The sequence below is a fragment of the Cyanobium sp. WKJ7-Wakatipu genome (assembly GCF_024345355.1).
GTDB lineage: Bacteria > Cyanobacteriota > Cyanobacteriia > PCC-6307 > Cyanobiaceae > Cyanobium_A > Cyanobium_A usitatum.
Genome location: NZ_JAGQAY010000002.1, coordinates 108,364 through 135,055 on the forward strand (window position 1 = coordinate 108,364; position 26,692 = coordinate 135,055).

At 60.5% G+C, this 26,692-nt stretch carries 18 protein-coding genes; 5 read left to right on the forward strand and 13 right to left on the reverse strand.

Features of this window, described 5'->3' with window-relative positions:
• Window positions 1–50: 50 nt before the first annotated feature.
• Window positions 51–662, forward strand: coding sequence for a TVP38/TMEM64 family protein (locus KBY83_RS01770; RefSeq protein WP_255018033.1), 612 nt, complete (start codon window positions 51–53; stop codon window positions 660–662).
• Window positions 663–983: 321 nt separating this feature from the next.
• Here KBY83_RS01770 and KBY83_RS01775 read toward each other — a convergent pair whose 3' ends face one another.
• The 6 genes from KBY83_RS01775 to KBY83_RS01800 all read right to left on the reverse strand — a co-directional run bounded on the left by KBY83_RS01775 (window position 984) and on the right by KBY83_RS01800 (window position 16,503).
• Complete coding sequence (locus KBY83_RS01775; protein ID WP_255018034.1) at window positions 984–5,129, reverse strand: alkaline phosphatase D family protein; 4,146 nt, start codon at window positions 5,127–5,129, stop codon at window positions 984–986.
• Between the two features lie 178 nt (window positions 5,130–5,307).
• Window positions 5,308–7,863 (reverse strand): alkaline phosphatase, encoded by a 2,556-nt coding sequence (locus KBY83_RS01780; protein WP_255018035.1) that lies wholly within the window; start codon window positions 7,861–7,863, stop codon window positions 5,308–5,310.
• Window positions 7,864–8,025: 162 nt separating this feature from the next.
• Window positions 8,026–13,557, reverse strand: a complete 5,532-nt coding sequence (locus tag KBY83_RS01785; RefSeq protein ID WP_396093206.1) for a choice-of-anchor I domain-containing protein — start codon at window positions 13,555–13,557, stop codon at window positions 8,026–8,028.
• A 213-nt stretch (window positions 13,558–13,770) separates the two neighbouring features.
• On the reverse strand, window positions 13,771–13,929 hold the full coding sequence (locus KBY83_RS01790) for a hypothetical protein (protein WP_255018037.1): 159 nt from the start codon (window positions 13,927–13,929) through the stop codon (window positions 13,771–13,773).
• Window positions 13,930–14,021: 92 nt separating this feature from the next.
• Window positions 14,022–16,070: an NAD-dependent DNA ligase LigA gene (gene ligA, locus KBY83_RS01795; protein WP_255018038.1), complete on the reverse strand. Its 2,049-nt coding sequence runs from the start codon at window positions 16,068–16,070 to the stop codon at window positions 14,022–14,024.
• Window positions 16,071–16,080: 10 nt separating this feature from the next.
• Window positions 16,081–16,503, reverse strand: a complete 423-nt coding sequence (locus KBY83_RS01800; protein ID WP_254942972.1) for a hypothetical protein — start codon at window positions 16,501–16,503, stop codon at window positions 16,081–16,083.
• Window positions 16,504–16,614: 111 nt separating this feature from the next.
• On the opposite strand from KBY83_RS01800, the gene KBY83_RS01805 reads away from it, so the two are divergent.
• The 3 genes from KBY83_RS01805 (at window position 16,615) to KBY83_RS01815 (ending at window position 18,378) form a co-directional block, all read left to right on the forward strand.
• Window positions 16,615–17,160, forward strand: a complete 546-nt coding sequence (locus KBY83_RS01805) for a SprT family zinc-dependent metalloprotease (RefSeq protein WP_255018039.1) — start codon at window positions 16,615–16,617, stop codon at window positions 17,158–17,160.
• A gap of 140 nt (window positions 17,161–17,300) precedes the next feature.
• Window positions 17,301–17,807, forward strand: a complete 507-nt coding sequence (locus KBY83_RS01810) for a hypothetical protein (RefSeq protein ID WP_255018040.1) — start codon at window positions 17,301–17,303, stop codon at window positions 17,805–17,807.
• A gap of 49 nt (window positions 17,808–17,856) precedes the next feature.
• Window positions 17,857–18,378: a DUF1269 domain-containing protein gene (locus KBY83_RS01815; RefSeq protein WP_106502683.1), complete on the forward strand. Its 522-nt coding sequence runs from the start codon at window positions 17,857–17,859 to the stop codon at window positions 18,376–18,378.
• On the opposite strand, the gene KBY83_RS01820 is transcribed toward KBY83_RS01815, so the two are convergent.
• On the reverse strand, window positions 18,318–18,794 hold the full coding sequence (locus KBY83_RS01820; protein ID WP_255018041.1) for a hypothetical protein: 477 nt from the start codon (window positions 18,792–18,794) through the stop codon (window positions 18,318–18,320). The two genes, KBY83_RS01815 and KBY83_RS01820, sit on opposite strands and share 61 nt — an antisense overlap.
• An 84-nt stretch (window positions 18,795–18,878) precedes the next feature.
• Window positions 18,879–19,451 (reverse strand): chorismate lyase, encoded by a 573-nt coding sequence (locus KBY83_RS01825; RefSeq protein ID WP_255018105.1) that lies wholly within the window; start codon window positions 19,449–19,451, stop codon window positions 18,879–18,881.
• Between the two features lie 162 nt (window positions 19,452–19,613).
• Here KBY83_RS01825 and KBY83_RS15380 point away from each other — a divergent pair, with 162 nt between their 5' ends.
• Window positions 19,614–20,636 carry a glycosyltransferase family 4 protein gene (locus tag KBY83_RS15380; RefSeq protein ID WP_255018043.1) on the forward strand — a complete coding sequence of 341 codons (1,023 nt, stop codon included), beginning with the start codon at window positions 19,614–19,616 and terminating at the stop codon, window positions 20,634–20,636.
• On the opposite strand, the gene KBY83_RS01835 is transcribed toward KBY83_RS15380, so the two are convergent.
• Genes KBY83_RS01835 through dnaB form a run of 5 tightly spaced genes read right to left on the reverse strand, consistent with a single transcriptional unit; the run spans window position 20,615 to window position 26,620 of the window.
• The gene (locus KBY83_RS01835) at window positions 20,615–21,514 is read right to left on the reverse strand and encodes a glycosyltransferase family 2 protein (RefSeq protein ID WP_255018044.1); all 900 of its coding nucleotides are present in this window, start codon (window positions 21,512–21,514) and stop codon (window positions 20,615–20,617) included. The genes KBY83_RS15380 and KBY83_RS01835 overlap by 22 nt on opposite strands.
• A complete protein-coding gene (locus KBY83_RS01840) occupies window positions 21,511–22,428 on the reverse strand; it encodes a hypothetical protein (protein ID WP_255018045.1) in 918 nt (305 codons plus the stop codon). Before KBY83_RS01840 ends, KBY83_RS01835 begins: the two co-directional genes overlap by 4 nt.
• Before the next feature lie 13 nt (window positions 22,429–22,441).
• Complete coding sequence (gene mnmG, locus KBY83_RS01845; protein WP_255018046.1) at window positions 22,442–24,412, reverse strand: tRNA uridine-5-carboxymethylaminomethyl(34) synthesis enzyme MnmG; 1,971 nt, start codon at window positions 24,410–24,412, stop codon at window positions 22,442–22,444.
• A gap of 30 nt (window positions 24,413–24,442) precedes the next feature.
• Window positions 24,443–25,192 carry a hypothetical protein gene (locus KBY83_RS01850; protein ID WP_255018047.1) on the reverse strand — a complete coding sequence of 250 codons (750 nt, stop codon included), beginning with the start codon at window positions 25,190–25,192 and terminating at the stop codon, window positions 24,443–24,445.
• Window positions 25,193–25,225: 33 nt separating this feature from the next.
• Window positions 25,226–26,620: a replicative DNA helicase gene (dnaB, locus tag KBY83_RS01855; RefSeq protein ID WP_255018048.1), complete on the reverse strand. Its 1,395-nt coding sequence runs from the start codon at window positions 26,618–26,620 to the stop codon at window positions 25,226–25,228.
• Window positions 26,621–26,692: the final 72 nt, after the last annotated feature.

A 26,692-nucleotide genomic window follows, 5' to 3' on the forward strand; every position in this document is an offset into this window, starting at 1 on the left:
GGCCGGTTATAAGGCGCCGGGCTGGCTCTGCCCACCGCTACGGTTCGTTCATGGATGGATCGGCACTGCTCGACCTGCTGCTGCCCGCCCTGCGCTCTCCTGCAGGCGCCCTGGTCTTTGTGCCCCTCTACGCCCTCTGGGTAACCCTGCTGCTACCAGGGGTATGGGCTTCGATGCTGGCTGGCGCCCTGTATGGCACCTGGTGGGCCAGTTTGATCGTGTTTGTAGGGGCCTGCCTGGGGGCCGAGGCCGCTTTCCTGCTCGGTCGCACTTGGTTGCGCAACTGGGCCCGCCGGCGCCTGGCGGTTGTGCCGAAGCTGCTGGCGATCGAGCAGGCGGTGAGCCGGGAGGGGCTGAAGCTGGTGCTGCTCACCCGTCTCTCGCCGGCCTTTCCCTTCTCCCTGCTCAATTTCGCCTATGGCCTCAGCGAGGTGAGCCTGCGCGACTACTCCATTGGCTTGATCGGAATCCTGCCCGGCACGATTCTGTTCTGCGGCCTGGGCGCCCTGGCCGGCGATGTGGCCCGCTTCGGCGAAGTGCTCTCCGGCGAGGCCGATGCCGGCACCTGGGCTCTGCGCATAGGCGGCCTGCTGGCCACCGTCGCCAGCGTTTGGCTGGCTGGTAAGGCGGCGCAGCGGGCGCTGGGTAATCGTGACGCGTGATTTAGCCGACGCCGGCTTGATTAGGCGGCCGCCGGCTGTGCAGCTTTGCAATTGTATAAGCCAGTCGCCGGGGTTTTTGCCCGAGTAAAGCTAAGGAGACACTGGAAAACCCAGCCCATTTGAGTGAGAATAGGGGAATAAAACTAGGCCGGGTGTCCGACGACAAACTTGTTGAGCGTCCACAAACAAAAAAGCCCCTGCCCTAGGGCAGGGGCTTGAATCCTGTTTAGCAGGAGATTGGGTTGTATTGGTCTGGCGCTGGGAATGATTAAGCGCCAGCCAAGAATGGCCGCGAATTAATAAGTTTGCCGGTCTACTGATTTAGGCAATAGTGTCAAACTTAAAGACGAGAACATTATCGTCAAAGTCACGATCACCACCGCCAAGCATATCTTCTAGGCCAAATATGTTTGTGCCAAGAACACGGAAGTGGCTGATCTTATCCGTATTGGCAGCGGCAAAACCAAAGAAAGTGTTGCCATTCACCTGGGCAAAGGGCGCCAAGAAGGAGGTTTCGCTGAGTGCGACGGCTTTCGAGGATGTTTGTTTGTTGCCAATGCTCAAGCCAGAGAGGCTGTCCACACGATTTTCAGTGCGTATGGCTGCAGCGGCGTAACCAGCATCCTCAGGACGCAGTACAACACCACTGGCCGTACGCACAGAGCCACTCGAATCTAGGGTTCGGTAGAAGCCGGTAATGGAATCGTAACTGGCTTCACGGCCCATATGAAGGGTCCCCCGGATAACTTCGCCCGTAGTGAATGACGAGAAATCAAGCACAGCTGCCGTGCCCTGCTCTTGCCCAATCAAGGCACTGAGACCTTGATTGCTGTCTTGAAGATTGAGGATGAAGCTAACACCACTAGATGAAGAGAACTCGGCAGAGCTTTGATTCCTCAAGGTTGCATTGAAGAAGCTCAGGCGTGGGTCCATGGCACTGGTGAGTTGATCTATGGTGCCGTCTATCACTTCAAAGAAACGAACATTTTGGTTGTTAAGGAGCAAAATGTCTTTGGTGAAAGTGGTGCTGGACGGCAACATCACGTCACTATTTTCAAGTGTCGTAAATAAGATTTGAGATTGCCGACGAATGGTGTCCAGATCTAGGGAGGCAGCCCTCGCTACTTGACTCTCGTCCAGTACCAAATAACCAATTTGATTGGCACTGGATGGAAGGGTTTGGAGGGATGCTTTTAAGAAAAAGTTAGCCGATGCGGAGGTATTGCTTGGATCCGATGCTTTTAGGATGCCGAGCGCACCCATCTGAAGCACGGGTTTCAGATCAGCGGTGCCAACAGTTGAAGGGTCGACAATCGTGCCGTTAACAGTTCCATCCTTATCACCATAGCCTCCATCAATCAGCTTGAGGCTGACGAAATCGGCGACACCATCGCCGCTACGATCGTAAAAGCGAGCACCACCACCCTTGAAAGGATTGTAGGTGAGAGGAGTAACTTTGCCTTGAGAATCAATTGAGTAGTAGGTAAGGTGCTTTGAGGCGGCTGGAAGGGTATTGATGAAGGCGCCCAAATCCACACCAACGTTAAAGGCCGAGATTTTCGCTTCAATATCTGCCTCGAAGTTCAAGGCCCTTTCAGAAAGGGTTACAGCAGCGTTAGTAACGTTATCTCGATAGCTTGTGTCTAGCTTATTGACTTTCTCAACTGTGTCCATCAATTGAGCAGATTTAGTGGGATTAAAGTTGCCTCCATAATGCCTTAGGGCGAAGGTTTTGACTTCGCCAGTTGGGGTGGTCACCCCCAGAACGGAAGTATTAGCGGGTTGCGGAGGTGCTTCCTTAAAGACCAACGTTGGACTGTATGGGGTAATTGCTTTACCGTCATAGAAGCCCAGCTCTAGGTCTAGTGTGGCAACATCTTCAGCCTTGAGACCTTTAGGTGTATTGATACTGATGTTGAGGCCATCAATGGTGATCCAATCCGGTCCACGGAGTACGACCAAGCTCAATTGATCACCATCTGGGTCTTGCCCGTAGGTCGCCGATGGGGCTATCAGAGCGTTGACGCCAGGGACAAGATTTAGGGTTAAACCCGTGGCTGCTTCCGTGAGGATCGGTGCTGCGTTAACGCTAACTCCAGCCTTCAGCAACTCTTCTTTAGCGAGTTGCCAGTTTCCTGAAACCGGCTTGCCATCGATGAAGGCCTGATCAGTGCCAATCTCAAAATCAACGATGGACACTCTGCTGGTGTCACCAGTAACTGTATCGGAGAGAATGTAGAACTTATCTGGGGTCTGATCGATAATTGCAGCTGTTGGATAGAGGATGGTTGAGCGCGGCCCAGAAGCATCGCTAATCAACCGCCCGCCGATCACAGCATCAGTGCTGGCATTCAGGTAGAAAGTGTCATACCCAAGACCGCCGACCAGGCGGTTGCTGCCCTGGCTGTCGGTGTTGAACAGCTCGTCGCTTCCGCCGGCTGCGTCAATAAGCGATCCCACACCAGCAAAGATACGATCCGCGCCGTCCGAACCCTGGATCGAGACGTCGGCAAACTGCACGCCCTCGCGGGGGACGCTGGCATAGGACGCGGGGTTGAGCCTTGTCACGGTGCCGGCAGCATCCACGGCAACACCGAGGACGAGATCAAGCTCGCGCCAGGTTGGTTCCCAGCTGATTAGCTGGTTCACGCTGAGGTTGAGTTCGCGTGTCGTGACAACTGTTTCACTGCTCCATTGGGAAGCGCCTGAGTTGGCATCGAAGCCATTCAACAATTGGAAATTGCCCTCAGCCTTTTCAGCTGTGACTGTGAGTTCTAGGAAGCCGCGGCGGTTCAGATCGGCATACTTGAGGCCGCTTACATAGCCGCGGAATAGGCCATCGAGGCCATCCACCGAAGGGTACTTATCACGGATGTAACCGTCTGCACCGGGAAAGTATTTTTCAAGCCCTGGGGACGTGACTCCTGGGGTGGCAAATTCCACACCCGCCACCGTGCCAGCTGGCTTGCTGCCAGGGGCCATCGTGTCGAGCACACCAGCCCAGGCGTTGTGGGTGTCGCCGGCAAGGCTAATTAGGCGCTTGCCTTGGGCGAGGGCGGTTTGAAGGATGGTTTCCCGCTCGACGCCGTAGCCATCCCAGGCATCAAGGTTGTAGGGAATTTTGCCGCCTTCAGCGAACAGGGCCTGCTCGGCCGCCGAAAGCTCAGCAAAGGCGGTGCCGGTGGCTAGTTTCTGCAGCGGAGCAGCATATTTGTCCAGCAGGCTTAAATTACCGGCGTTCAAAAGCAGCTCGGCGGGCACCGCCATCGACTGCATCAGCACCTGTTGGCCGAGCACCTGCCAGGCAGCCTTCGATTGGCCCATCTGGTTTTGCAACCAAGCCAGCTGGGTATCCCCAATCAGATCCCTGTTTGGATCTCCCCAGGCTTTCTGCACGGCGGCAATTACCAGCTCCTGGGTAACGACGGGTGCCAGGGAAGGGGCGAAGGCCGCGATCGCTTGTTGGCCTACGGGAGGGGTAACTCCAAGCCTCGTGGCGTAGGCGGTCAAGTCTGTGGGGCTTGCGAGGATCGCGCCAATGCGGGCCTGCACGGCTGCCGCGTCCGGGTAGTCGAGTTGCTCATCCCTGGCCGTTAGCCGGGTTTCGAGTACATGCAGATCCAGGACATCCCCGAAGTTGAAGGAGCGGTAGCCCTGGGTCAGGGGTGTGCTGGCATCACCTTTGTCGACGCCTTGACGCAGGAGTGGTTCACGGATCGGCAGCCACTCGTAGTAAGCCTTGAGGGCGGCATCACGGCGGGCAATCCACTCGCCTTCGGTTTCAGTCTGGTGGTTTTGGGCACCACCACTCCAGCTGTCATTCGCTGTTTCGTGGTCGTCCCAAATCGCGATCAGGGGCGCTGCGGCGCGCAGGGCCTGGAGGTTTTGATCGGTGTGATACTGGGCGTAGCGCTGGCGGTAGTCATCGAGGCTGACGATCTCGCGGTTCGGCAGGAAGCCCCGATCCTTGGCGGCGTCCTCGGCGGCTCCATACCCTCCGGGGCCGTATTCATAGATGTAGTCGCCCAGGTGCACCAGCGCGTCGTAAGGATTGACGGCGTTGATGGCTGCGGCGCGGCCATAGGCCGCGAAAGTGTCTGCGGCAGTGAAGTTGGCGCAGGAGAACACGGCCAGGCGCACCGCATCACTATCCACCGGCAGGGTCTTGGTTTGGCCCACCGTCGACTCCACATCGCCGACCAGGAAGCGGTAGTGGTAGGTGGTGTCTGCCTTGAGACCATCGGCCACCACCTTGACAGTCCAGTCGCGGGCGGCGGTGGTGCTAAACGTACCGCTATCGACAATCGAATCGGGCTCAAAGCCAGGGCTTAGTGAGGCTTGCCAAGTACCATCAATTTTGGCATCCAGTCCCTGGGGCGGTGTAACCCGGGTCCACAGAATGACTGAATCTACGTAAGGATCGCCCGAAGCCACGCCATGGTTGAAAGTGATGGAAGGTGATGACATGGTTCGGATGAATTGCGCTTTGTTGTTGTGTGTGTTGCGGTAAAGCTGAGCTGCTGATCAAAAGCGGATCAAGCTAAAGTGATCCCCAGTTGACCAAATTCTCTTAAAAAATGAACCTGAACTCCAATCAAGTTGGAGATCAGGCTCACGGAATCAAAAGTCCCAATCAGACGATGTGTCAGGCCAAGCCAGCGAAGTTGGCCTGGTTGTTCAGCACCCCAGCACTCATATTAGTGAAGTGGCCAAGCTCGGTTGCGCCCATCTTCAGGAGGGTGTCGCCACCCACTTGGGTGAAGCTGAGGGCGCTGAAAGCGACTCCCTGCAGGCCGATTTTGTCTTCGCCGGCAGTAAAGTCCATCACGAACTGCTTAGCAGTGGGGCCATCTCCAGACCTAATCAGCCAGAATTGGTCATAGCCAGCGCCACCATTGAGGTAGTTGGTGCCTGCAGTTTCAAGGATCTCGAACCGGTCGTCGCCTAAACCGCCTAGCGCCCGATTACCGGAGCTGCCGATGATGAAGTCGTCGTTTCCGGCATTGCCGCTGAGGCGGTTGCCATTGCCGCCATTGGCAGTGATCACATCGTCGCCACTGCCACCGGTGATCACATCGCGGCTGCCGGCATAGATCACGTCGGCGCCGGAACCAGTGAAGATCGTATTGCGGAAGCTGTCGTTCAGGTCGCTGTCCACCTCGTCGTCGCCAGCACCGGTAAAGATCGTGTTCGCTTTGAAGGTGAGCTGTTGGGCCGCATTGGCAACCAAGAGGTCGTCGCTGACGCTGGTGAAGGCGAGCGTGGGGCTCACAACAGAGTCTTGGGCAGTCATTAGACGCTGCTCCGGGGTGCTACCACCCAGGAGGCTCGCCTCCATGGCCAAGTCCACATGGGCTTGGTCAATCATGTTAGGAATACCATTAATCACGGTGCCGTAGGCCTCGATGCCCGTACCAACAAACTCCTCGATCAACTCACTATCTGCACCCTTGTAGTAAATGGGTACGGGGCGTTGGGTATGGGTCCACCAAGCATCACCCAGGCCAGTGCTGCCATCCTTCAATTTGGCAGCTGTGCCCCAGAAGTGGCCGACCTTCTCCGCATCTCCAGCTGACCACTCGGGGGTTGAACCGTTGGTCAGGGTGGGGGTCAGGCTGGTGTCGTAACCCTTATTTACACCTGTAGATGCCTCGTTCGGTGCGGCAACCGTGGAGGCTTTGCTGGCCAGGATTGACTCGGCAATCTCCTTGGGGAAGTTGGGGAGCAGGGTCAGATAGTGATCATGGTCAGCGGTAACCATTATCTGGTTGTTCTCCCAGCCCCCATTAGCTGCTACCCATGTAGTCGCCGTGGTAACGACATCATCCATGTCATGGAGGGTGCCCAGCATCAGGTCCATGTTGTCAGCATGGGCGGCCCAGTCGAGGTCGCCAACTTCCACCATCAGCCAGAAACCATCCTGATCCTTGCCGAGGGCCTTCAGCGCCTGGCCGGTCAGCTGGGCAACCGTGGGGCTGGCCTTCAGTTCTGCCGCTAGGGCGTCACCGGTTAGGGCTGAGTTTGTAGCGCTTGTATTGGAGTTGGTGGAATAGGCACCAGTGCCAGTGGCTGAGTAGTCGCTGTCGGCAGTACGCCAAGGGAGGTTACCTCCTTGCCCTTTCGCACCGTAGATCCCCATCAGGTGATCGGTGTTTGGATTGAAGGCTATAACAGCCTCCTCAAGAAGCTGAAGACTAGTTTTAGCTGCCTTGTCACCGGTGTAGTTATCGTAACGACCGAGCACTGTCCAGCCTTCCTCCTTAATGGTTGGGCCAGAGGGGGTCTGGGTAACAATGTCCTTGCCAGCAGCATCTTTTCCTGTAACTGCCTGCTGGCTTGCCTGGTAGGTACCAGCGACGAGACCAGTGAGAGCAGCGACACTTACATAGGAGGTGCCGCCTGCCGGGTTGCCGCCGCCCAAAACAATCTGGGGCTTGGAATCAAACAGTATCTCATCAAGAATGTTATCTGTGAGCTCAAGGGGGTGGCCATCCACGCCGAACTTGCCGGCATTGGATGATTCTTGATATTTATTGCGGCTATTGACATTGGCGACAGCAGCTGCAGGAGTTGCATGGTTGATTGGCACCGAGGTGACAACGCCGCCGGATTTGCCTGCGGCTTGCGCCTCCATCAAGATGGATTCGAAGCCGTGCTCTTCAATGTTAACAGAAATAGCACCATTATAAGTTTTGATGCCACCATAAAGAGTCGATGCAGTATTGGCAGAGTCCGGATAATCACCCTTTACATACTCTTTATCAAAGCCAACGCTCGTATTAGCCCTGTTTTCATAATAATCCGCATCCCATGGGGTTTCCCCACCCTTGATGCTATCCCAGTTTACATAGTTGGTGCTGGGGTCAAAGACAAAGCCATCACGAAGGGGAGCGTCCCCAGTGTCGTGGAAAGAAGTGCTGCCCTGGAGAGCGCTGTTGTTTGTGCTACCAGCAATTTTAGTTGAACCGGTTGTGACTAGGCTGAAACCGCCGAATTCCTGATAAGGGGTGCCTGATCCCTTGCCAGAGGTGTAGTAATCATTAATGGTGCGGTTGGCAAATACCGCCTTAATCTCCAGATCAGTTTTGCCTGCCGCCTTGAGAGTATTGATCTCTTTTTCAACCTGGTTGTAGATGGCACCGGAACGGGCCATCTCCCAGCCCATGCCATCGCCGATGATCAGAATGGTGTTCTTAGCCATTGGAAAGGATGTGCGAAAAAGGATTTTTTGCTTAACTAAATTGACACAGATTTTGTCTGGAGAGGGTGATTGCCTGTACGTGGCTTTGTCGTGCAGACGACATCGTCACGTACAGGCAGTCCTTTTCAAGCCCTGATAGGGAAGTGAGGTGCCAGGATGATATCAAGCCAACAGGAAGTTGGTCTGGTTGTTAAGAACACTAGAGCTGACATTAGTGAAATGACCCACCTCGGTTCCGTTCACCTTCAAGAGCGTGTCACCGCCCACTTGGGTGAAGCTGAGGGCACTGAAAGCGACTCCCTGCAGGCCGATTTTGTCTTCGCCGGCAGTAAAGTCCATCACGAACTGCTTAGCAGTGGGGCCATCTCCAGACCTAATCAGCCAGAACTGGTCATAGCCAGAGCCACCATTTAGGTAGTTGGTACCTGCAGTTTCAAGGATGTCGAATCGGTCGTCGCCCAAACCGCCTAGCGCCCGATTACCGGAGCTGCCGATGATGAAGTCGTCGTTTCCGGCATTACCGCTGAGGCGGTTGCCATTGCCGGCGTCGGCAGTGATCACGTCGTCGCCCCCGCCGCCGGTGATCACATCGCGGCTGCCGGCGTAGATAACGTCGGCGCCGGAACCGGTGAAAATTGTGTTTGCAGATCCAGTAAGGGTTTCAATGTCCACGCTGTCGGCGCCGGCGCCGGTGAACAGCACATCACCTTTGCCGTCGAAGCCCTGAAGCTTGATGGCATCAGAACTGAATGTGTCATCGGCTCCGCTTGTACCTAGCTTCACATCAATCACCTCATCCGTGCGCACCGCCAGGTTCTGCAGCCGCAGATCCTGGGAGACGGGGGTTTCGGGTTGGTTGTAGGCCTGGGCCTGGCTGCCGTAATTCGTCTTGAGGTACTCGGCCAAGGCATCCTGCTCGGTGCCATCGCCACTGAATTTGGCGGCACCGGTGAGCGGTGCGTTCGCATTGAAGAGATCCACACGCTGCTCTGAAGCATCCTTGGCGAATGGATAGCTGTCGCCACCGCTAGCAAGGAAGTTGAGGGTCACCATCCGGAACGTGCGGGTTGAATCACCCACTAGGGCGCCGGCTCGAACCACCACATCCAGGTCATTGCCCTGGCTGTCCTGAATGGCGAGATTCACGATGCGGCTGCCAGCAGCTTTGGTGAGATCGAAGCTGAAGGCCAGGCCGCTTACCTGGGGGAAGCGTCCCTGGTTGGGGTACAGGGCAATGCCGTGCTCGAGCAGTTCCTTGAGCTTGGTGGCGCTCACGGTCACCAGGGAGAGGCTGTTGTTGAAGCGCAGGGAGTTCTCGATATCGAGGGTGGAGACACCGCCCTCAGGCTTATTGGCTGAGGGATTGGCGAGGGTGGTTTCCTTTGCCCCACTCACCACATCAACCGATCCGATCTGGGAGCGGATGCCGCCACCGTTCTTGAGGGAGATCACAACCGATGGGTCGATGCCCTTGGCGTAAAAGAGGTTGGCGTCGGCGGTGAGATCACCGAGGTTGGTTTCCTCTGAGCGCACGAAGGCCCGCTCACCCTCGAGGTAGACATTGGAGAAGCCCCAGACCTGGCTGTCCTTGCTGCTGATCACGGCCTGAACCGCATCGGTGAGATCCTGCACGTTTTCAGCCTTGGTGCCCTCGGCGAAGGCTGTGGTTGCCAGTTGGGCTTCGGTTACGTTCCAAGCCTTGGCCACATTGGCTGCGGTGGCGGCATAGGCCCCACTCACCAGGGGATCAATGCTGCCGAGAATGATGCGGCCTTGGGCGTCGAAATCCACCACCAGGCGACCCAGGTAGGTGTACTCGTTGTCGGTGTTGACAATCAGGGTCGTGCCGCCATCGGCCCCTTGGGTGACGATGGGATAGGTATCGGCGAAGTTGGCGTCATGGCCCGGGAAGGCCACGGCCTGATCAGTGCTGTCGCCCAGGCGGGTGTTGGAGCCGGCCGCCAAGATGATGTCCACACCGCGGAGCAGGGGAGCCAGGGCCTTCTCATTGCCGATCTGCTGCAGGTGGGCCATCAGGATCACCTTGTTGACCCCCTGGGAGATGAGGTCGTCGATCACCGGCTGCAGCTGGCTGGCCAGCAGGGCCATGTCGTCGCGCTCCGAGCCATCGCCGTTGAAACCCTTTACTTCCACCCCACCGGTGGAACTGATCTTCTCGATGATCTGGGTGGTGGCAGCCACCAGGCCGATCTTCTCGCCGTTTTTGGTGACCACGGCCGAGGGAACGATGCGGCCCTTCTGGGAGGCTGCTTCCTCAAGGCCCGCCGTGGTGGTGGTATTGGTGAAACGGCTACTCAGATCAGCATCGCCGCTGAAGTCGAGGTTGGCCGACATGTAGGGGAATTGGGCACCCACCCAGCCGGAGGCAGGCGTGAAGCTGTCCCGGAAGATCCGCGAGCCCAGGTCAAACTCGTGGTTGCCGATGGTGGAAGCTTCCACACCGATCAGGTTGTGGATGGCGATGTCTACCGCACCGATTGGATGGTTGGTGGAGGCAGCCATGCTGATGGTGGAGCCGGTTACGGCGTTGAGCTCGTCGCGCACGCTGAGGTCTGTGCCGCCGTTGAGGAAGGGGCCAGGGATGAAGTTGTCGCCACCGGCCAGGATCAGGGTGTTGGCATAGGTGTTGTCAAATCCATCAACCAGGCCTGCGAGGTAGGGCGCGGTCTGGGAGGCCAGCAGGCCGGCTTCACCATCGGAGAGGTGCAGAAGTTGCAGCCTGTAGGGGATGGGGAAATCCCCCACCGACACCACATCATTCCCTTCGCTGGAAGCGATCACACTGCGGGCGGCGTTGGTGGTGGTGGTGAGGAAGGTGATTCCCTCCACCCGTTGGGCCCCGGGGAACACGATGGGATCAACCGCCACGACGGCATAGGGGTTGGTCACGTCGAAGACAGCAGCCACGCTGGTGGGTGTGCGTTCCAGGGCCACGAAGGCGTAGGTGCTGCCGTTGACGGTGAATACCTCCACCATCTCGGGTTCGGTGCCCTTGTCGTCGTCGCGGTCGTAGCCGCTGGTGAAGTAGCCGAGTCGGTTGGCCAGATCTTCCAGCGCCGAGCTGGAATCAAATACGACGTTGCCCTTGTCGTCGTAGATGCGCAGGGATCGAGAGCCGATGCTGAAGGCCTTGTCGATCTTGCCGTCGCCGTTGATGTCGCCGTAGTCGTTCAGGAGATTGAGGCGGGTGCGATCGATGCCTGTGGCTGTTTTGAAGGCAGCATTAAGTGCGCTGACACCGGGATGCTCGCGAAAGGCTGTGTTGTTAACCACAGTGGTGGCATCAGCCCGGGTGAGGTCATAGAAGACTGCACCCTTTTTGGTCGTCTTCTGTTCGAGGGTAGTGTCATCGGCGGGATACTCCCGGGAGTCGCCTTCGCCTGCTGCCAAGAGGAACCTGCGGCCCTGGGAATCGGTGTAGGTGGCGATGCCATCGGGCATCGTGAGGCTATAAACCGGGAGTCCGCTGATCGGCCGGTATTGGTTGCCTTTGCCCGAGCTGCCGTCCACATCGCGATCGGAGCTGTCGAAGCCGGCACGATCGAAGCTGACCACGGTGAAGGCATTGCCCTTGGCGCCTTCGGTGCCGAAGTCGTTGTCGTAGTTGATGACGATTGAGCCGTCGTCGCGGATGGTGAGGCCTTCGGGCTTGTCGTAGGCGGTGGTGCCGCCGATTGAGGGCAGGTTGAAGAGCTCGATCTTGTGGGCCAAGCGCATGCCTGCCTTGGCTAGGGCATCGGCGCTGGAGGTGCTGAAGATCTGCGCTGTTGCCGCATTGCTGTCGTGATCGACCAGGGTGCGGCGGTTGTCGAGCAGCTCGGGACTGGCCACACCGATCTTGCCCTGCCAGCCATCGGTGGCCTGGTTGGCAGCGGTTGTGATCGCCAGGGTGTTGGTGGCCCCGCGCAGATCCACCTCGTAGACATGCTTGAAGCCGGTGAGGCTGCGGGTGCTGTCGCGCTCCATCACCAGGAACACGCCGCGGGCCGCGTCGAAGGCCACATCGCCGATCTTGTCCTGCAGTTCGGAGTTGGTGGCTCCGGAACGGCCGCTCAGCAGGTAGAGGTGCTCCTTCACCGGCGTGCCGGTGGCCGGATCGATGGCCAGGATGCGGGTGAGCTCGGAGCGGCTGCGGCCCTCGGTGACGCCGTCACCGTTGGCATCCACATCCAGGGGGCTCTGCATGAAGGCGTAGAGCAACCCGTCAATGGAATTGAAGGCCATGCCTTCAATTCCGCGGTTGCTCCAGCGGTTGCCGTAGATGGCGGGCAGGCTGTCGATCGTCTCAGCACCGATTGGGCTGGCGCCGTTCACGTTGTGCTGTGCTGCCAGCTGGGCTTTCTGGCCGGCGGGAATGTAACGCTGGATCAGGTTGCCTGTGGTGAAGTCGAACAGGGCAATCTGGCCGCGGTATTCGTCGCCCACGGCGAAGACCTTGCGGTTGGTGCCGCCGATGGTGACATCGAACACCGACACGGTTTCCGAGTCGATGCCGAACGGGTCGTAGGGGAGAGCTACGTTATTTTTGTCGACGGGGATGTCGTCTTTACTGGCCAACTCCGGCAGGCCGGTGAGAGGCGTGCCGTCGGCACGCTTCAGGCCGATGCGGGCCAGTTCGCTCACCGCTCCAGTCGCGCGGTTCATGCCCAGCTTGTAAATGGAAGGCTGGAAATCAGGGTCGATGAACTGGCGCTTGCCATCGACGAGGGTGCCGTTAGGGCCACGGTCGGTAATCGAGTAGTAGACGTCGAGCTCGGTACCGCCAACCGTTTCCTTACCGGCAAAGGTCAAACCTGAAAGCCCACCGGCCAGTACGCCAGTGGGTAGGTTGGCCGTACCAGCGGCATATTCCAGTTCGAAGCCAAAGTTCTTGGCGCTGGCAGTACCCCGGCTCCAGTCTTTGATACCCGCTGAGAAGATCTCCTTGATCGCCGGCGTCGCGCCGCTGATATCGAGCACGGCAATGGCGTTGTTTTCCTGCAGTGACAACCAAGCGCTCTTGCCGTCGGCGCTGATGGCAATGGCCTCAGGTTCGATGTCTTGGGCCACGGTGGTGGTGACCCCCAGCCGGGTGCCGATCCGGACGCCGCGGTTGATCAACTCGGCCCGGCGGTTTTCCCAGGCGCTGAAATCCACGCTCTGCACATTTGCCTGGGCCGGGGCCACGGGCGTGGTGGCAAGATAACCACTGGTGTCGATCAGCGAGATCGAACCGATCGGATCAATCGTGTAGAGCGAATTGGGTTCACCCTCGTTGGTGACCAGCAGCTTCTTGCCGTCGGCACTGAACTTCACCATGTCGGGCAGGGCGCCCACGGTGACGGTGCTGAGCAGGGTCGGAAGCGAGGGATTGGTCAGGTCATAGAACTGAACAGATCCCGGATCTGTTTTGACGGCGTTCTGAACCGCAACTGCGAGCAGATTTCCGAAGACCGCCACGCTCTGGAAGGTTTCACCGACGACGTCGGAGGTTCCGCGAGCCACAACCACAGGGCTGGCTGGATTGCGCAGATCGCTGACTCCAAGGGCACCAGATCCGCCACCTACTGTGTACAGGTAGCCAGATTTAGCGCTGTAAGCGGAGATTTCCGCATTCGCGTTAATACTTGCGAGAGAGAGAACACCCCCAACTGCAACTGTGGCCGGGTCAAGAATACTGAAGACTAGTGCCACGCTGAGTTGAGTCAGATTTCACAACCTTGCCAACCCTTGACCCCGCTGGGGGTTAAGGGTTGGTTATCAGTTTGTTTATTAGGGGCCTGAAGTCTGACGCCTTACTTCAGCTCGTATTAGGCGATACATGCGCAGAGTTTTTGCATCCGCCTTAGGCCTATGGCTTTAAGCAAGCCTTTACCTTCTTGGCTATCTCTTAACTACGGGGCGAGTTCACGTTGTTAGCCGCCAATCCCGCAGCGCTGCGATCAACACAAACCAAGCCAGCCGCAGTTTTGCTAGCAGCCCCTGATGGGCGGCCAGTTGGTCGTATTTGGCGCGACCGCACTCCGTTTTGATCCAGCGGTAGGCCTGCGGCTGGGGATTATCCATGAAGTCATCTTGCCGCGCGGGCTCTTGATGGCGATGAGGAGGCATCTATGGCTGAAGTGATCGCGTTGCTCCAGCCTTAACCAGACCCAGCCTTAACCAGATCCAGCCTTGAGCAGCTCCAGCAGTCCAGCTTCATCCAGCACCGTCACCCCCAGGCTTTCGGCCTTGCCGAGTTTGCTGCCCGCTTCCTCGCCGGCCACTACGTAACTGGTTTTCTTGCTCACCGAGCCGCTCACCTTGCCGCCGGCCGCTTCGATCAGGGCTTGGGCGGCGCTGCGGCTCAAAGACGGCAGGCTGCCGGTGAGCACAAAAGTCTGCCCGGTTAGGGGCGTCTCGGAGCTAGCTCCAGGCTCCTCGGGCCCGGCTGCCAGCGAGAAGCCCAGCCGCTCCAGATCCTCCAGCAGCAGTTGATTGGCGGGGGTGGCAAACCACTGCTGCAGCGATTGGGCGATTTCAGCGCCAATGCCGAACACGGCGGTGATCGACTCGGGTGTGTTGGCCGTGGCGGTTGCCAGATCAGCAGCACTAGGGAAGGCCTTGGCTAGGGCTTTGGCGTTGACCTCGCCCACGTGGTGGATGCCCAGGCCGTAGAGCTGGCGGTGCCACGCTTGCTGTTTGGATGCCGCCAGGGCAGCCACCAGGTTGTCGGCGCTCTTGGCTCCCATCCGCTCCAGGCTGGCCAGCAGGGCCGCATCGAGGCCATAGAGGTCGGCGATCGAGCCCACCAGGCCCCGATCCACCAGCTGCTCGATCAGCTTGGCTCCCAGTCCGTCCACATCTAGGGCCCCCTTGCTCACCCAGTGGCGCAGGGCGCCGCGCAGGATCGCCGGGCAGCTGGAATTCACGCAGCGGGTGGCCGCTTCGCCCTCCTCCCGCACCAGCTCCGAGCCGCACTCGGGGCATACCTGGGGTAGCTCCAGCCGCCCGGCTCCCGCTGGTCGCAGCTCGCTCAGAACCCTCACCACCTCGGGGATGATCTCGCCGGCCTTGCGCACCACGATCGTGTCGCCGGCGTGCAGATCCAGCTCCGCCAGGCGATCGGCGTTGTGCAGGGTGGCGCGGCTCACCACGGTGCCGGCCAGGGGCACCGGTTCGAATTCGGCCACGGGGGTTATCACCCCGGTGCGCCCCACCTGGCAGGCCAGCCGCAGCAAGATGCTCGGCGCTTCCTCGGCGGCGTATTTCAGGGCGATCGCCCAGCGAGGCGCCTTTTGGGTGAAGCCGGCGGCGTCCTGGAGGCGCAGGTCGTTGAGCTTCACCACCACGCCGTCGGTGGCGTAAGCCAGGGCGCGGCGGCCCGTGTCCCAGGAGCTGAAGAAGGCTTGCACCGCCGCCAGATTCGGCAGCAGCTCGGCATTGGGGTTCACCTTGAAGCCTGCGGTCTGCAGCCATTGCAGGCTTTGCCACTGGCTGCTGGGCCCCTGGGGCGTGTCTTTCGGCAGGTGCAGGGTGTAGGCGAAGAAATCCAGCCGCCGCGCCGCTACTACTTTTGGATCCAGCTGGCGCAGGGTGCCGGCGCAGGCGTTGCGGGGGTTGGCAAACAGGGCCTCACCGCGGGCCGCCCGCTCGGCGTTGATGGCAGCAAAGGTGTCATCGGGGATCAGGGCTTCGCCCCGCACCTCCACCCAGGCTGGTGGGTTCTCAAGCTGCAGACGTAGCGGCACCGAGGCGATGGTGCGCACGTTGGCGGTGATCTGCTCGCCCCGCTCGCCGTCGCCCCGGGTGGCGGCCTGCACCAACAGCCCATGCTCGTAGCTGAGGGCTAGGGCGTTGCCGTCGATCTTCAGCTCCCCGACCATCTCTAGGGGGGTGGCCGGCTTGCGGTCGAGCACCTTGAGCAGCCGGCCATACCAGGATTCCAAGTCGCCCGGGTTGAAGGCGTTGTCGAGGCTGAGCAGGCCGATGCGGTGCTCCACGCTGCTGAACCCCTCAGCTGGAGCGCCCCCCACCCGCTGGCTAGGGCTGTCTGGGGTGATCAGCTCCGGGTGGGCTGCTTCCAGCTCCAGCAGCTCGCGATAGAGCCGGTCGTAGACCGAATCCTCCATTTCAGGAGCATCCAGCACGTAGTAGGCGTGGGCGGCCCTTTGCAGCAGCTGCCTCAGTTCGCCGGCGCGGGCCTGGTTGGGGGGAGCGGCGCTCACGGCTACTGAATCAGGCCGCGGCGAGCTTGGTGATCCGATCTACCCGCCACTGCTCTTCGATTTTGACGAAGGTGAAGTCGAGGGGCAGCTCGTCTTTGCCCTCGCTTTTGAGCTTCACCGTGAGGATCAGCTGGCCTTCATCAAGCCTGGGCCGGCCGGATTTGAGGTTGCGGTATTTGTTTAGCTGCAGTCCCGCCAGAAAGCGGATGAACTGCTGCCGGTTGACGTGGGAGCGGTAGTTCTTGGTGGTGAGCATGTAGGCGCCGTCCACCTGGCCGCTGGCCACCTGGGTGAAAAACTGCTTGATCAGTGGGTTGATGCCGCGGGCGCTGAGCACCAGCTTCACGGCGTTCACGGTCCAGAAGAGCAGCAGGGAGCCTGCGCCGGCCGCTAGGGCCTTGGTGCCGATCTCGCGGGCGATACCCCAATCCATCTCGATTCCAGCTGCGCTTGAGAGGTGCAGAGTCTGACCGACGGCCTTGCATCTTGAGACCTGGCGCAGGGGCTCGGCACAATGCGCCCAGCCCCTGCGTTCCTCGGCGGCATGCCCCTTGAGCCTCTGCTGCCGCTGTTTCACCGGCTCGACCGGGAATGGTTTGACGGCAGCCTGGCGCCTGCTGGTCAGCGATTAGTGGATCTGCGCTGGAGCGATGGCCGCATGCGCCGCACCGCCGGGCTCTATAGGCGCGGACGCCATGCCGATGGGCGCCCCCTGTGCGAAATCGTGCTGTCGCGGCCCCTGCTCGATCCCCTGCCGCAGGAAGCCACCCTCAGCACCCTCTGCCACGAAATGATCCATGCCTGGGTGGATCGGGTGGTGGGTGTCGAGGAGGCCCATGGACCCCACTTCCGCGCCCGTATGGCCGCCATCAACGGCGCCCAGGCTGGCTTCAAGGTGAGCATCCGCCACCGCTACCCCTTGCCCTCCAGCACCAGGGCGCCCCGCTGGCTGGCCTCTTGCCCCAATTGCGGCGTCAGCGCCCCCTACCGCCGCCGGGTGCAGGGTTTGGCCTGCCGCTTCTGTTGCGACCGGCTGCACGGCGGCCGCTGGCACGCCAGTTGTCTGTTGAGATTTGAGCAGGCGGCCTAAGGTCCCGGCAGCACGGCACTGCCATGGGCGTTTTCCTCTGGACCCTGGAATTCGGAGGTCTCACCATTGCCTTGGTCGGGATGGGCCGGGAGCGCTGGCTGGCGGGTCGCCGTCGCTAGCTGGATCCTTAGCCTGGGGCCATGCCTGAATCCTGGAAAGACTTAGATCGCCTGGTGAGTGCGGGCCGCCAGCTCGTCGATGGGGTGTCCGGTGCCCGCCCCGGCTCCCGCAGCGGCAACCGGGGCGAAGGCCGCCGGCCCGCCGGCCCCGCCGGAATGCCCCGGCTCGATGGCCTGGGTCGTTGGGTGGAAAACAAGCTCGATTGGATCCTGGAAGACGAGGACGACTGGAGCGAGCCCTGGCAGGAGGCTCGCCCTGAGCCCAGCTTCCAGGCCCGGCCGCGCCGCCGCCTTGATGCCATTTCTCGCCGCAGCGCCGAGCCGCTCCGGGGCCAGCCCAGCCAAGAAAGGGAGCCGCAAGAAAGGGAGCCGCAAGAATGGCCCGAAGATGACGCTTTCGCCCTGTCCCGTTGGCAGCGGCAGCCGTCTATTGCGCCCCAATCCCAGCCCCAATCGCAACCTCCATCCCAATCCCAGCTCACGGGCCGGGCCATGCCCCGCTCCACCAGGCGCCGAGCTGGTGGCTGAGGGCCCGCTCCGCCAAGCTGGTTAGGTTGGTCTCAAATGCACTTAAAAGATGGGCAGCCTTGTGGTGGTTGGCTTTCCGAAGGCGGAAGAAGCCGAGCAGGTGCGGCGCGAGCTGGTGGACATTCAGCGTGAGCAGCTGATTGCCCTAGAGGATGCGGTGGTGGTGGAGCACGACAGCGAGGGCCAAGTGCACCTGCGTCAGGCCATCAATCTCACCGCTGCTGGCGCCCTAGGCGGTGGCTTTTGGGGCACCTTGGTGGGTCTGCTGTTTCTCAATCCCCTGCTGGGTGCTGCCGTGGGAGCGGGCGTGGGCGCAGCCTCGGGCTCCCTTTCCGACATCGGCATCAATGATGGCTTCATGCGCGAGCTGGGCGAGACCCTGCCCCGCGGTAGCGCGGCCCTGTGCCTGCTGGTGCGGGAAGCCACGCCAGATCGGGTGATTGAGCGCCTGCGCGCCCATGCTCCCCACGCCAAGCTGCTACGCAGCAACCTCAGCCATACCGACGAGGATCAGTTGCGGGAGCTGCTGGAGCGGGCGCGCCTGCAAGCAGAAGCCCTGCGTTTGGGTTGAGCCTGCGGGCCGACCTGAAAGTTGCAGCCCCGCTGGCGCAGCTCCTGATTCACCTGAGTCACCAGGTTTGCAGGTAGGTCGCTGGCCATCTCCTCGGCGGAGGTGTTGATCGAGGGGGACCCCTGTTCCAAGGCGCTGAGCAGGTCTGCCCATTGGTCGATCAGGTTGCGCTCGGCCATGGGCCGCAGACCCTGCTCCTGCAGCAGGGTTGCGCAGCCTTCCCCGTTCCAAACGGCGTTGGGGCAGGTGGCATGGGGATGGTGTTGATAGGCCAGGCCCTGTTGCAGGGCCGTACTGGTGGGGGCACCGTTCTGCTGGCGCAGGCCGGCATCGCTGAGCAGCCGGCCGCAATGCACGGCGGATATGCCGTAGATGCGGCCGAGGTCGGTGAGGCTCAACCAGAGGCTTGTAGTCATGGCCAGGCTCCCCGGCGCAAGTGGCCCCATGCTGGAGAAAGCACTAGGCGCGTCAATCCGTCAACCGCGAATTGCTGTAAGCCGTTACTGAGTTTGTAAATCGTGACAAAGCTTGGCTGGGCCCAGCCAGTGCTCAAGGGCTGGCGAGAACACCTCCCGAATCACGGTGAGCTCCTTGCCCCCGCGGAAGAAGCGGTAGTGGCGACTCCAGAAGGGACCCGCCAGGCCAAAGCGCTGCTCGAGCCAGGGAGCAGCAACAAGGGCCAGGCCATCTACCTCGCGGAACAGTTCAGCCCGTTTGGCCGTCAGGCTGCGCCAGATCGGCAGCTCCCGCTGCTGCAGGTAGGCGTCTGCCTGGCTTTGATTCCACCAGCTCTCTGCCCAGGCCAGGGTTGTGTCGCCGCAGCGCAGCCACACCTGGCGACGCAGCAGGGGACCATCGAGCTCCACGATTTCCGGGGGCGGTGGCGCGCCGGCACCGCCCCCGGCTGGCTCAGGCGCCATGGCGATCAGCTCGATCTCCACCGGTTTGCCCGTGAGCGACTCCAGGTGCCGGGTGGGGCTGCCGTCACCCAGTAGCAGCAGGCGCCAGGGGCCGCTCAGCAGACCATCGCCAGCGGCGGTGCTGCCATCGCTGAGGTTGAGCTGCCAAATCAGCTCCGGTGAGCTTTGCAGGTGATTCGCTGTTATGAGAATGACTCATGACCTGTGTTGATTAGGCTAGTTACTCATGTCTTGGTAGTGGGATTGGGCTCGACCGAGCGGCCGGTTGCATTGCCGGATGTAGTCGTTACAAACCTGCACCGCCGTTACACAGGGGTGTCGGCGACGGTGCGTGCACTGGTGCCTCTGCAGCGCCAGGATTTATCTATTGGCTTGCTGGATTGGGGCGGGCTGGGTTTGCCTGCTCAAGTGCGGTGGGGACAGCTGTTGAGGCAGGGATGGTCGCAACCATCTTGGGGCCGCTGCCGGGTTTGGCATGCCCGGCGAGATATTGAAATAGCTTGCGGAATTGTACTAAAAAAACTATTAAATCAGCCTTGGAAAATCCTGTTTACTTCCGCAGCTCCAAAGCCGCCTGGTGCGTGCCTAGCTGCGTTGCTGCGGAATTGTGATGCCGTTATTGCTACTTCTGAACGTTCAGCAGGCTTTCTTGATTGTCCGGCTGAAGTTATTTATCATGGAGTAGATGTTGACCACTACTCCCCTCTCGATGGTGACTGCCTGGCGACCCTTCGTCAGCCTGTTGATTTGCCAGGGGTTGTGGTTTCTTCTAAATTGCAGGGTTTGTATTGGATTGGCGCTTTTGGTCGGATCAGGGCAAGTAAGGGTACGGATCTATTGGTAGAAGCTTTGATTAAGGTGCTTCCAGAGTTTCCTGATTTTGGGGCTGTATTTACGGGTTTATGTCAAGCCAAGGATATGACCTTCTTTGAGATTATGCAGAAAAAAATTAGTGCGGCCGGTCTTGGAGAGCGCATTGTTTTTTTGGGTGACCTCAATCGCGAACAAGTATTGGCCTGCTATCGCCGAATTCTTTTGTGTGTGGCGGCTTCCCGCACTGAGGGTTTTGGTCTTACCCCCTTAGAGGCTATGGCCTGTGGTCGTGCAGTATTGGTTTCCGGTGCGGGAATCTGGCCACAGGTTGTGGATTACGAGGTGGGCTCATCCTTCGATACTGGATCGACTGATTCACTGATTATGGTCTTGCGAAGACTACTCGCTGATCCTGACTTATTGTGGCGCATGGGAAAGCACGGACGCCAGCGCATGGTTGAGCAGTATTCGCTAGAGCGTGAGGCCCACAGGATTAATGCTCTTTATGGTCGCTTGATGTCATAGGGGCATGGCAGACTTGAGGTACCTTGATCTTTGCGAGCGCTGAGAACTCCCTGCAGAAATGCTCGATGTTTCCAGAATTTGCGCTTGCTTAAGATTGTTACGGGCGATAAAAACTGCTTCAAGGCTGAAAAAAGTGCATTGCGATAAGCGTGATTGATATGGTGCTTGGTAGTCGTATAAACAAGTGATCGTCCCATGTGCCAAGCCTTTAGGGCTGTCGTTGCGGCTGAGCGGCCGCTTGAATGACCGCTCAGGTGCACAACTCGTGCTTCGGGAATAATCCAAGCTTGCCCCGTTTGCTTGCGAAATCTTATGCTAATGTCGTCATCTTCGTGATACAAAAAAATATTATTATCAAATCCGCCAATGCGATCAAAGTCTTCTTTTCTAGCAAAGAGTGCAGCGCCGGAGAGTATGGGAATCTCGCATGCTTCTAGAGGCGTGCCACGGGGCATAACTTGCTCCGCTTTTAGTAGGCAGCTGCGCCGTTTAAATGAATCTTTTCCGTGGCTATTAAGGATGCGAGGGTTAAAGCAGGAGGCTTTTGGGTGGGTGTCTGCCGCCGATTCCAGCAGTGCGATTGTTGAGGGCTCCAGTATGCTATCTGGATTAATAAAGAAGACAAATTCGCTCTTGCAGAGACTTGCTCCCTGATTGCATGCGCTGCCGAAGCCTGAGTTGCCTGGGTTGCTAATTAATTGAGCATTATATGTCTTTGCCAAGTCTTGGATAATTTCTACATCTCTAGATCCATTATCTACTAAAATAATGGTTGTATTTGTTGGTATTGTGCGAAGCAGTGATTCAATTACTGCCGAGCTGTTGAAGCAAACGCTGATAACGCTTGTTCGATTGACGGCAGTTTGAGTTGGGCTCAAAAGCCGCTGCTGATGCTGATGCGGCGCTGCTCGCCGCCCTTCTCAATGACCGCCGTATCACCACTGGCTGAGCGCAATCGCCAGCCGCTGCTGCCGATGCTCTCGCCCACGGCGGCGCTGGTAGAGCTACCGCCCAGCTGAAAGATTGCTGAGCCGCTTTGCCCTGGCACCTGCACCACTCCCACGAGCTGGGGAGCGTTGCCACCACCGCCATTATTGCCACCCCCACTATTACCAGCACCACTCGAGGCGCTGCCCCCAGGGGTGCTGGCTGAGCCGGTGGCAGCGGGTGCCGGACTGGTGAGGCGGCTGTTGATGGGCACTTTGAGTACGTCGGCTGCTGGGGCGCTGCTGGCTGGCAGGGTTGCCAGCTCTTCCATCCAGGGTTCGCCTGGAGGCGGTGGGGGCAGCTCTCCGTCTCCCCCTGCCCCAACGGCGCTGGCTGCCTGGGCGGGCTCGTTTGCTTGGGCTGGGGTTGTGCCGGGCCCCATGGTGCGCAGCCGCTCGATCAGCAGCATGTTGCGCTCCTGGCGGATGGCCTGCTGGCTCTGGTTCCAGAGGCCGAGCACGGCCAGGGCCATTCCTGCCACCACCATCACAGTCACACTGGCTCCTGCCAATAGCAGGATGGGCTGGCGGCCAACCTGATCCGCAAGCCGCTGCAGGGCGCTGCCTGCCCTGGGTGGGTGCCGCTTTGCGGAGGCCTGCTTTGGTTTGGAAGTTGGTTGTTTGACTGGGGCTGGCGGCAGATCATGCAGCTCTACGGGGATGCTGCCGGGATTGGAAAATGCTGCGGGCGTGTCGCAGACCTCCACCTCAATCGGCTTTTCGGGCTCGAACACCCGATTGAGCACCTGCTCTGCCTTGAGTTCCCAGTAGGCCCGGGAGGTAGGTATGCCTCGTACCGGACTCACCTGCTGCTACCCCTTATCTAGTGGGATCAAGATTAACGGTCCTTTGCAGACTTGACGAGGTTTGGCGTTTGCGTAGCTCCAGCCAGAGCAGCAGGGCCGTGACGTCGGCAGGACTAACCCCGGGGATGCGGGCGGCCTGGCCCAGGCTGAGGGGTTGGATTGAGTTGAGTTTCTCGCGGGCTTCCTTTGAAAGGGTGGCAATGGTGGCGTAATCCACGTCTGCTGGTAAGGCCCGGTGCTCCTGCTTTTTCACCTGGTCGATCTGCTGCTGCTGGCGGGCCAGGTAGCCGCTGTATTTGATGTCGATCTCAGCGCCCTCACGGACGTCGCTCGGCAACTCCACCGGCGCCAGGCCTAGGCGCACCAGATCGCTGCTGTGGAAGCCGGAGCGGCGCAGCAGGTCGGCCAAGGTGATCGATCCCTTGATGGGGGCTTGGGTCTGGGCCTCCACGGCGGCGGCAGCCGGTTCGCTGCCCTTGAGGCGCACCGATTCCAGGCGCTGTTTTTCGGCGCTGATGGCTTGTTGTTTGGCGGTGTAGATGGCCCAGCGCCGCTCGTCGATCAGGCCCAGCTCCCGGCCTAGGGGGGTGAGACGCCGGTCGGCGTTGTCGCCTCGCAGCACCAGCCGGTATTCACTGCGGCTGGTAAGTACGCGGTAGGGCTCGCGCAGATCCTTGCTGATCAGGTCATCGATCATGGTGCCGATGTAGCTGCCCTCCCTGGGGAAGTGCACCGGCTCTTGGTCCCGCACCAGGCGGGCGGCGTTGAGGCCAGCCACCAGGCCCTGGGCCGCGGCTTCCTCGTAGCCGGTGGTGCCGTTGAGCTGGCCGGCGCAAAACAGCCCGGCTACCCGCTTGGTTTCCAGCGACGGCTTGAGCTGGGTGGCGGGCAGGTAGTCGTAGTCGACGGCGTAGGCGGGCCGCAGCATCACGCATTGCTCCAGGCCCGGCAGGGTGCGCAGCAGTTCGAGCTGCAGCCGCTCCGGCAGGCCGGTGGAGAAGCCCTGCACGTAGATCTCAGGCGTGTCGCGGCCCTCGGGTTCGAGAAAGATCTGGTGGCTTTCCTTCTCGGCGAAGCGCACGATTTTGTCTTCGATTGAGGGGCAGTAGCGGGGCCCCTTGCTGTCGATGAAGCCGCCGTAGATCGGCGTCAGGTGCAGGTTGTCGCGGATCAGCTGGTGGGTGGCGGCCGTGGTGCGGGTCATGTGGCAGCTCATCTGCTCGCCGCTCACCCAGGAGGCCGGATCAAAGGAGAAGAAGCGATCTACGGCATCGCTTGGCTGCTCTTCGAGTTGGTCGAGGGCGATGCTGCGCCGGTCTACCCGGGCTGGGGTGCCAGTTTTGAGCCGGCCCATCTGGAAGCCCAGCGCCTCAAGGGCTTCGCTGAGGCCAACGGCGGCCTGCTCTCCTGCCCGGCCGGCGCTCATCGACTGGCTGCCCACCCAGATCTGCCCGCCCAGGAAGGTGCCGGTGGTGAGGATTACGGCGGCGGCGCCGTAGCTGCTGCCGAAGTAGGTGCTGATGCCGCTGATGCGGGCGTCTTCGCCGGGGGTGCCCTCCACTACCAGCCCGGTCACCATCGCTTCGCGCAGGGCCAGGTTTGGCGTGTGCTGCAGCAGCTGCAGCATTTGGCGGGCGTACTGGCGCTTGTCGGTCTGGGCGCGCAGGGCCCACACAGCGGGGCCGCGGCTGGCATTGAGCACCCGCTTCTGCAGGGCTGTGGCATCGGCCAGCCGGCCGATCACGCCTCCGAGGGCATCCACCTCATGCACCAGCTGGCTCTTGGCCGGACCGCCCACCGCCGGGTTGCAGGGCTGCCAGGCGATGCGATCGAGGTTGAGTGAAAACAGGGCCGTGTTTAGCCCCAGCCGAGCGGCGGTGATGGCGGCCTCACAGCCGGCGTGGCCGCCGCCCACCACGATCAAGTCGAAGTGCTCGGTGCAGGGTTCGACGCACGTCTGGGTGGCTGGGGTGCTGAACGGCATTTGTTTATTTAAGAGGCAAGCCTGCCTTTTTCAGTGCCAGTGGTTGCGGATCTCGCCGGCGAGATAGCCCCAGAGCTTGGGCTGCAGTGGATGGCGCAGGATCGTGCGCCGGGGATGGCGCCAGGGGTGCAGTACTTCCTCGGGCTTGGGCCGGCCGTGGAATTTGAGGATGGTGCAGGCTTCCAGCTGGCTTTGGGCAGCGGCGGCATCGCGGCTGGCGAGCTTGCGCAGGACCTTGTAGGAGCGCACCAGCTCCGCAGGCCAATAGGCAAGAGCTGCCGGCGCCAGCTCCTGGAAGACACGGAAGATGAAGTTCTGGTCTCCAGCAAAATGTGCTCCGGCGTAGCGACCCTCCTGCCAGCACTGCCACACCGCCTGGGTGTGGGCGTCGGGACGGCACCACAGCACCGAGGAATTGAGGATCGGGTAGTTCCAGTCGCGCACGCCCATCAAGCTGGCGCTTGCGTTGCGGCCGAGCTCCACCAGGGGGGCTAGGTCGGCCCTGATCACCAGTGTGGAGTCGAGAAACAGGAAGGGATCGCTGCCGGTGAGGGCCTGATCAAACAGGCGCAGTTTGCTGAAATAGCCCCGCAGGCTGCCGGCCTCTAGGTCCTGTTGCACCAGCTGTTGATGGCTGGCGATTGGTTCGCCAAAGCGACCTGGTTCCGGCCTGTCGGTGTAGACGATGAAGCGATGGGGTTCGCCCAGCTGCCGGGCCACCATTGCCGCCAGCCGGCTCACCCAGAGATCGGGGTAGCGGTGGCCGGTTTGCACCGTCACTACTTTGAGGGGTGCTTGCGTAGGCGCCACCGCTCAAGCCGCCAGGTTGCGGAAGCGGGTGAACTGGGGCTCAAACAACAGCTTGACCGTGCCCACTGGGCCGTTGCGGTGCTTGGTCACGATCACTTCCGTAATGCCCCGGTCGGGGGTTTCCGGGTTGTAGTACTCGTCTCGGTAGATCATCAGCACCAAGTCAGCGTCCTGCTCGATTGAGCCCGATTCGCGCAGGTCACTGAGCATCGGCCGCTTGTTGGTGCGCGATTCGACGCCGCGGCTCAGCTGGGATAGGGCGATCACCGGCACGTTGAGCTCGCGGGCCATGCCCTTGAGGCCCCGGGTGATGCGGCTGAGCTCCTGCACCCGGTTGTCGGGGGTGGAGCCCTCCATCAGCTGCAGGTAGTCGATCACGATCAGGCCCAGCTCCTTGCCGGTTTCGGCCATGAGCCGGCGGCAGAGGGAGCGCATCTCCAGCACGCCGGTATTGGGCTTGTCGTCGAGGAAGAGGGGCAGTTGGCCCAGGCTATTGATGCCTTGCCCGAGCAGCGGCCACTCTTCCTGCTGCAGTCGGCCGGTGCGCAGCCGGCCGCTTTCGATGCCCACCTCCATTGAAAGCAGTCGGTAGGTGAGCTGCTCCTTGCTCATCTCCAGGGAGAACACACACACCGGCAGGGCGTGGAGCTGGGCGACGTTTTTGGCGATGTTGAGCACGATTGAGGTTTTGCCCATGGCCGGCCGGCCGGCCACGATGATCAGATCGCTGCGCTGCAGGCCCTGGGTAATGGCATCAAGGTCGTAGAAGTTGCACGGGATGCCGGCCACGGAGGTGCCCAGCGAGCGGCTCTCGATCTCGTTGAAGGTGCTGGTGAGGATCTCGGCGGTGGGGGTGAGGCCGGTGCTGGGCTTCTCCTGGCTGATCGCGAAGATCTTTTGCTCAGCCTCATCGAGCACCTGCTCCATCGGCTTGCTTTGATCAAAGCCCAGGGCGATCACCTCATTGCCGGAGCGGATCAACTGGCGCCGCAAAAACTTGTCCATCACCAGGCGGGCCACCTGGTCGATCGAGGCCGTTGAGGTGATGCGCTCCACCAGCTCCACCAGCCGGCCCTGACCGCCCACCTTCTCCAGGGCGCCGGTGTCCGCCAACCAGGCGCACATCGCCGTGAGGTCGGTGGGTTTGCTCTGGCTGTGCAACATCACCGCCGTGCGGTAGATCTCGCGGTGGGCGCCGAGATAAAAGGCCTCGGCCTGCAGCACGTCGGCGATGCGGCCGATGGCGTCTGGGTCGAGCAGGATGCCGCCCAGCACGGCCTCTTCTGCCTCCAGGTTCTGGGGCGGCACCGAATCGGGCAGGGCCTCAAAACGGGCTTCCGAGCGCCCGTCTGAACGGGATTCTCGGCTGCTGGATTGGTTGAGGGGAACGCTCACCATGATTTTGGGGGCGCTTAGCCAGGAGGGCAATCTTGAGCGCGGCGGCGCCATTTGGCCACCCCACAGGCCCTA

Bases quoted from the DNA above. Each gene is read 5' to 3' on its own strand.
- KBY83_RS01775 (WP_255018034.1), bottom strand. From the start codon at position 5,129: ATGTCATCACCTTCCATCACTTTCAACCATGGCGTGGCTTCGGGCGAT.
- KBY83_RS01770 (WP_255018033.1), top strand. From the start codon at position 51: ATGGATGGATCGGCACTGCTCGACCTGCTGCTGCCCGCCCTGCGCTCT.
- KBY83_RS01790 (WP_255018037.1), bottom strand. From the start codon at position 13,929: ATGGATAATCCCCAGCCGCAGGCCTACCGCTGGATCAAAACGGAGTGC.
- KBY83_RS01780 (WP_255018035.1), bottom strand. From the start codon at position 7,863: ATGGCTAAGAACACCATTCTGATCATCGGCGATGGCATGGGCTGGGAG.
- KBY83_RS01805 (WP_255018039.1), top strand. From the start codon at position 16,615: ATGCCCCTTGAGCCTCTGCTGCCGCTGTTTCACCGGCTCGACCGGGAA.
- mnmG (WP_255018046.1), bottom strand. From the start codon at position 24,412: ATGCCGTTCAGCACCCCAGCCACCCAGACGTGCGTCGAACCCTGCACC.
- KBY83_RS01800 (WP_254942972.1), bottom strand. From the start codon at position 16,503: ATGGATTGGGGTATCGCCCGCGAGATCGGCACCAAGGCCCTAGCGGCC.
- KBY83_RS01815 (WP_106502683.1), top strand. From the start codon at position 17,857: ATGGGCAGCCTTGTGGTGGTTGGCTTTCCGAAGGCGGAAGAAGCCGAG.
- KBY83_RS01820 (WP_255018041.1), bottom strand. From the start codon at position 18,794: ATGACTACAAGCCTCTGGTTGAGCCTCACCGACCTCGGCCGCATCTAC.
- KBY83_RS01810 (WP_255018040.1), top strand. From the start codon at position 17,301: ATGCCTGAATCCTGGAAAGACTTAGATCGCCTGGTGAGTGCGGGCCGC.
- dnaB (WP_255018048.1), bottom strand. From the start codon at position 26,620: ATGGTGAGCGTTCCCCTCAACCAATCCAGCAGCCGAGAATCCCGTTCA.